The organism is Parasphingorhabdus sp., assembly GCF_049667325.1.
GTDB lineage: Bacteria > Pseudomonadota > Alphaproteobacteria > Sphingomonadales > Sphingomonadaceae > Parasphingorhabdus.
This window is the reverse complement of the sequence record NZ_JBATHY010000336.1, coordinates 1-6,493: the sequence shown is the minus strand read 5'-3', so window position 1 is coordinate 6,493 and position 6,493 is coordinate 1. Positions and strand designations below refer to the sequence as shown.

Genomic DNA, 6,493 nt, shown 5'->3' with positions numbered 1-6,493 from the left:
TCACCATTGATGCAAACAACATCACCGGCGGATCGGTCCAAGGCGGTTTGGATAGCAGCGACGCTGGCAATGACTTTGTTGTCGTTAATGCTGCTGGCAACGTTTCGCTCACCGGCACGGTTGGATCACTCGATGGCACTACAATCACCGCTGGTGGTGATCTGGATATCGGAACCATTCAAAACACTGACAATGTTTTACTAACTGCCGCCGGCACTGCCGTTGTTGACACAATAGACACCACGGTCGGATCGGCAACCGTCACCGGCACATCTGTTACATTGAACAATGGTGATATCAACGCCAACCTCACCCTCAATGCGACGGCAGGCGACATTGCCGGCAATGGCACCATTACACTGGACGGCTTTATTAATTTTGATGCCACGGGCGATATCGGCTTTGGGTCGATCACAACTGGCACTGGCTTCGACATTGATATCGCTGGTGATGTGACCTTTGCGGAAGCCAACACACGATCTGGTAATATCACCATAGATGCGAACAATATCACTGGCGGATCGGTTCGTGGCGGTTTGGATGGTAGTGATGCCGGCAATGACTTCATCGTCCTAAATGCTGCAGGTAATATTGCGCTTACTGGCACGGTCGGCTCGCTCGACGGAACAACAATTAACGCCGGTGGTGATTTGAATATCGGCACCGTTCAAAACACCGATGCTGTCCTTCTAACGGCAACCGGCGCTGCTGCTGTTGATACACTCAACACCACCGTAGGATCGGCAACCGTTACCGGCACTTCTGTCACGTTGAACAATGGTGATATCAACGCCAACCTGACCCTCAATGCCACAGCAGGTGATGTTGCTGGTAATGGCATTATCACATTGGGCGGCTTCGCAAACTTCGATGCCACCGACAGTATAGATATCGGTAACATCACCGCCAATACAATCGATTTCGATGCCGGTCAGAATATATTCTTTGACTCACTCACGTCTCCCAACGCAGTTTCACTGACCACAACAAATGGCACAATTGGCAGAAGTGCAGGGGCCGGAGACTTAACCAGCGGCGGCGCAATTGACCTGAATGGCACGGCCACCGATGTTGGAACTCTGGATGCAGCAACAACAATCACCGTAACGGCCACGGGTGCTGCTATGGTCGACAATGCGATCAGCGCGACAACCACCAGTATCACTGGCGGCTCGGTAACACTCAACAGCGGGACGATCGGCACGGACTTGACGCTGAACGCAACCGATGGCGACATTGATGGCAATGGCACGGTGATCGTTGCCGGGTTTATTGATCTGGATGCCACTGGCAATATCGGCTTTGGCGACCTTGATGCGCAAGGCGGCAATTTTACAGCAAATGCCGGGGGTGACATTGTATTTAATACAGCCATGGCGAGTGGTGATCTGAACTTCAATGCTGGCGGGCAGATTACCGGAAACTCCGTCACTCTGGACGCCGCCACCGGAAGGGTCGATCTGACCGGCAATCAGGGCATCCGTATTGCAACTGTTTCCGCGTCAACGGCTGACCTCGTTGCCAATACAGGCGATATATTTGTCGATACTGACCTCGCCGTTGCGAACGGTGCGACCGCCAATGGCAATAATGTTCGGCTGCGTGCGACCGGAAACCTTGAAGTAAGCGCCGTAGCAAATACCGGCGATATCGATATCGTGGTCCAGGGCGATCTGGTTGCCAACCAGATAACCGCACCCGGCAATATCGTTCTATCCAGTCTCGGCAGTTCAGTTACAGCAGGTGGCGCTGGCACATCGGAGCAAATCACATCCAGCAATGGCAGCATCGCTATCAGCGCAGAAACAGATGCGATTATCAACAACCTTACACGGGCTGCTGATGAGCTAACCATCGTCGCAGGCAGCCTAATTGACATTCAGGCGCTCGCGAGCGGTACGTCAATTACCACCACCTCCGCCGACATGAATATCGCTAGCACCGGTCAATTAGGCGAGTTCCAGAATACGGACGTGATAACCCTCCAGAGCAATGGTAACAGCGCAGCCGTTCTGGGCGGCACGGGCAGTACTGGCGATTACAACCTCAGTCAGGACGAGTTTGACCGGATCCAATCCGGCGGCGATTTCAGTTTTTTTGCTGCGAGCGCCAGTTCAACTGATCCATCACTTGTTATCGATAATTTGACTTTGAACACGGGTCAGATTGTGGGTCAGGCCAATATGGTCATGCTGACCAGCGCCGATAGCATTCGGGTCGGAGGCAATCTCAACCTGACCGGCGCCGACCTCAATACCGGTCTGACAATCACTGCCGCTGCAGGTGACATCTTAATCGCCACCGATGTCGGCGGGCTGGTTCAGGTTACCGACAATGGCGGTGCTTTTGGCAGCGTCGGCAATCTCAGTTTCATCGCCAACAGCATCTTCGCCATGACCGATCAGGCTTTTGCCGATATTGTCGGTATGTCGGTCGCTGATGTAGACCTACGTCTCGCGCAAAATGATGGTATCGTCAATGCTGACGGCGTAATCCGCGGCGGCAGTATTGCTCTGACCACCACAAACAGCAGTATCTACATCCAGAATACAGCCGCGGGCGCCGATTTCGATGATCGCCGAGGTATTACGGCTGGCAGCCTAACGCTGTTCGATACGGTCACGGCAACCCCGCTCAATATTGCCATCAATGGAATCATTGGAGGCAATACAGGCGTTGATGCGGTTGCAGCAACCGATATTACAGCAGGTTTTGATCCGGCATCCACGATCAATGGCTGTGTCATTGCCAATGCAGCCAGTTGTTCTTCGACGACACCAACTCCTACTCCTACGCCTACTCCGGCTCCAACTCCAACTCCAACACCAATCCCAACGCCTACCCCGGCGCCCACACCAGCTCCGATTGATTCTTCACCGCCCGTCATCGCAGCCGGTAGATCCGCCGTCGAGAACCTCGTGCACGACATAAGCGAGGAAGAGGCCACAAACTCCAATACAGAGATGGTTCTCACAATGGATCCGGCTGGAAATTCACTTATTCAGATCAAGGAATATGAAAACCTGTCAGAATCCGGTCTACTCGATGAGCCGGTCACCGGGGCGGGAAATGATGACCTATGGCAAACTACCGATGAATGCCAGAGCGACGCCAACGACGGTTGTGGAGCAGATTCTGACAGCAAAGATGCCAATGAGCTCACTCCTGCCGAATAGAAGCAGCACAAAATCAAACATAGGATGATATCCCTTTGACGATATCTTGATAGCGTCCGCTATCGGGACAAAGCAGAAACCATCGGAAGGTCCGATATTGGGGCGCATTGCTGTCATGCCCAGCAACGCGATTGAATGTCAGCTTACAACAATTAGCATCCCAAAAGCTGCCATTCAGCAAACCACCCAGTTTCGGTCATTCGAACTGACTAGACCAAAATTGAAAGCGGCTGGTCAGCTAACGCCCCAATAGCGGACATTCTGACGGGGCAAACCTTATGTCCGCTTCGCGCCCTCAAAGCGGTTGCTCAGTCTAGCTCACGCATTGTCCAAAAGCGGACATTGGTATCTCCCCTGAATGATCACGATTGGCTTAGTGTAAATTGTTCCAGCAACGCTCCACTGCTGCTCATATTGTCGTTAAACGAATCACTTCACCCGGCTTTGGCCGAGAAGCCTTTCCAGGTAACCGCCGATTAATTTCGTCCTGCAACGCCGACGACGCTTCAACTTCTCCGTGGGTAACAAATATCTGTTTTGGTGTCTTCTTGAACGCCGAGATCCAGGCGAGCAGTGCGGTTCGATCTGCGTGGGCTGAAAACCCGCCGATTGATCGCACCTCGGCTCGCACCGGAATATTCCCCCCGAATATTCTAACGCTGGTTGCGCCCTCCACCAATTGCCTGCCGAGAGTCCCCTGCGCCTGATAGCCTGCTATCAGAACCGTATTATTCCTGTTCGGTAATCCGTGACGCAGATGATGCAGAATCCGCCCGGCTGTGCACATCCCGCTCGCGGAAATAATGATAGCGCCTGATTTTAGCCTATTCAGGGCGATCGATTCTTGGACGCTTTCAGTGTATTTGAGCAGAATTGAAGGGTCTGTCCTGTTTTTCCAGCTTGCGAGTTTTTTTGCTTCCTCATCAAACAACAATATATGCCGTTTGGTCAGTTCTGTTGCGCGTTGCGCCATTGGGGAATCTAGAAAAATATCAAGGTTGCTGAGGCGACCCTCACAGGTCAGTTGATGAAAATAATAGATCAACTCCTGTGTCCGCCCAACTGCGAACGCCGGGATAATGAGGTTGCCTTTTTTCTGGTGCAATGTGTGATTTGTGACATCTACCAATTCATCCAGTGATGGACCAAGTGCCTTATGGTCGCGGTTTCCGTATGTGGATTCAACGATGAGATAATCTGCTTCATCGATGATAGCGGGATCACGGAGTATCGGGCGGCCTGGCTGGCCAAGGTCTCCTGAAAATACCAGCTTTCTTTTGTCGCTGCCGATGCCAATCCAAATTTCGAGAATGGCCGAACCCAAGATATGCCCAGCATCCCGCATACGCAGTTCTATTTCGGGATGGAGGGGTATGATCTCATCGTAACCATGCCCCACAACCTGAGAAAGCGCCTTCTCGGCATCGACTATCCGGTAAAGCGGCTCCAAATCCTCTTTGGATTGATTGCGTTTTCTCGCTGCGCGTTTCGCGGCACTCTCATGGATGTAGGCGCTGTCGCGAAGCATGATTTCCAGCAACTCCGCAGTCGCATTGCTTGTGTATATGCTGCCTTCAAATCCATCGCGGCATAGCTTGGGGAGCAGTCCGCTGTGATCGATATGCGCGTGTGACAAGACAACAAAATCGAGAGAGGACGGATCAAACGCAAAAGCTCTGCGATTCTTGGCCCCGGCATCGTGGCCGCCCTGAAACATTCCGCAATCGACTAGAAACCGAAATCCCTTGCCCTCTACCAGATAGCACGAACCAGTTACTTCTTCGCTTGCGCCTAAAAATGTGATTTTCATTATGTGGTTCCTGTTCCGGGGTTACCTGAGTTCCTATTTAGGCGGAATTTCGTCATAAAATTCACAGATCAAATGGATGGCTTCACGGGCCGTGTCGACGATTTGGAAAAGGTTGAGATCGTCTTTGTCGACATAGCCTTCATCGATTAGAAAATTGAAGTTGATGGCTCTGTTCCAATATTCCTTGCCCAGGAGAATAATCGGTATGGCTTTGATCTTGCGGGTTTGAACGAGCGTCAATACTTCGAGAACCTCATCTAGAGTGCCGAAACCTCCGGGAAAGGCTACAAGAGCTTTTGCCCGCATCAGAAAGTGCATCTTACGCAAACCAAAATAGCGGAACTGGAAACATAATTCCGGAGTGATATACGGGTTTGGTGATTGTTCCTTCGGCAGATGAATATTGAGGCCGATAGAGCGAGCGCCGACATCATACGCACCTCTGTTTGCAGCTTCCATGATGCCGGGCCCGCCGCCGGTTACGACGAGGAAATCTGCCCGGCCTTCCTGCTGGAATCTTTTTGATACCATCGCGGCAAACTTGCGCGCTTCTTCGTATAGTCGAGATTTTTCGTCATCTTGTTCTGGTTTTACTCGCGCGCTGCCAAAGACGACAACGGTTGAATCGACCCCCTCTTTCTTCATGACGATATCCGGCTTCAGAAATTCCAGTTCCAGCCGTGCCGAGCGCAAATCATCAAGATTCAGAAATGCTGGATCATCGGTTGCTGGTCTATAGGCCTCGCTTTCGAGCAGAGTTTGAACCATCGCGCTTCTTGATTTTGCTTCAGGTCTCATCGTCATGCTCTTGCGCTTCATATTCCCGGTGTTCGTCTGAACGATCATGGTCTGTCGCTAGAGTTGATGGCATAGGCTGGCTCATCAGCCAGAATGACACACCGATGCTAACCAACGCTGCGAATAGAAAGGCAAGTAGTTTTGCCCTTTTTGCGTCTTCGCCCCGTTCGTTTGCTCGTCGCTTTTTCCAACCTGTGATCATTGCAGGCACAAGCCGGTCCTTCGTTTTGAAACTTTCGACTAAAACGCCCAATATGTGAATGACGACCAAAGCCTGAAGAACCGTGAAAAGCAGCTCGTGGATTTCGGAAAGGTTTTGCCCCCATATGCCTGCAAACGGACCAGTGATTCCGTCGCTGGAACTGAACAGGCCGGTGACGACGATGCCGGAAACAGTCAAAAGCAACAGAAACACCGAGAAACTGCCAAGTGGGTTATGACCAAGATGCTTTTCGGGTTTTGAAGAGAATAGATCGCTGATTTGTGCGATGACTTTGGTTGGCCCCGCAATAAAGTCGGAAAACCGGGCGCGTTCACCGCCGAGAAAACCCCAGATCACACGAAAAACAATGAGCCCGGCGATGGCTTCTCCGGCATAGCGGTGGATCGCCGCTGCCTGGCCCTCTTCCTCACCCGTTATCCAGGCAACTACGATGAGCACAAGCAGACCCCAGTGGAAAATGCGTGTGGGCAAATCCCAAACGAAGAC

The 6,493-nt window shown here is 51.9% G+C and carries 4 protein-coding genes; 1 reads left to right on the top strand and 3 read right to left on the bottom strand.

Features of this window, described 5'->3' with window-relative positions:
* Positions 1 to 3,176, top strand: a 3,176-nt coding sequence (locus tag WBM93_RS14425; protein WP_424432561.1) for a beta strand repeat-containing protein, incomplete at its 5' end; no start/stop codon positions are given.
* A 409-nt stretch (positions 3,177 to 3,585) separates the two neighbouring features.
* On the opposite strand, the gene WBM93_RS14420 is transcribed toward WBM93_RS14425, so the two are convergent.
* From WBM93_RS14420 to WBM93_RS14410, 3 genes are all read right to left on the bottom strand, one after another.
* On the bottom strand, positions 3,586 to 4,986 hold the full coding sequence (locus WBM93_RS14420; RefSeq protein ID WP_424432560.1) for an MBL fold metallo-hydrolase RNA specificity domain-containing protein: 1,401 nt from the start codon (positions 4,984 to 4,986) through the stop codon (positions 3,586 to 3,588).
* A 33-nt stretch (positions 4,987 to 5,019) separates the two neighbouring features.
* Complete coding sequence (locus WBM93_RS14415) at positions 5,020 to 5,784, bottom strand: TIGR00730 family Rossman fold protein (protein ID WP_424432562.1); 765 nt, start codon at positions 5,782 to 5,784, stop codon at positions 5,020 to 5,022.
* Positions 5,774 to 6,493, bottom strand: a 720-nt coding sequence (locus WBM93_RS14410; RefSeq protein ID WP_424432559.1) for a cytochrome b/b6 domain-containing protein, incomplete at its 5' end; no start/stop codon positions are given. The genes WBM93_RS14415 and WBM93_RS14410, both read right to left, overlap by 11 nt.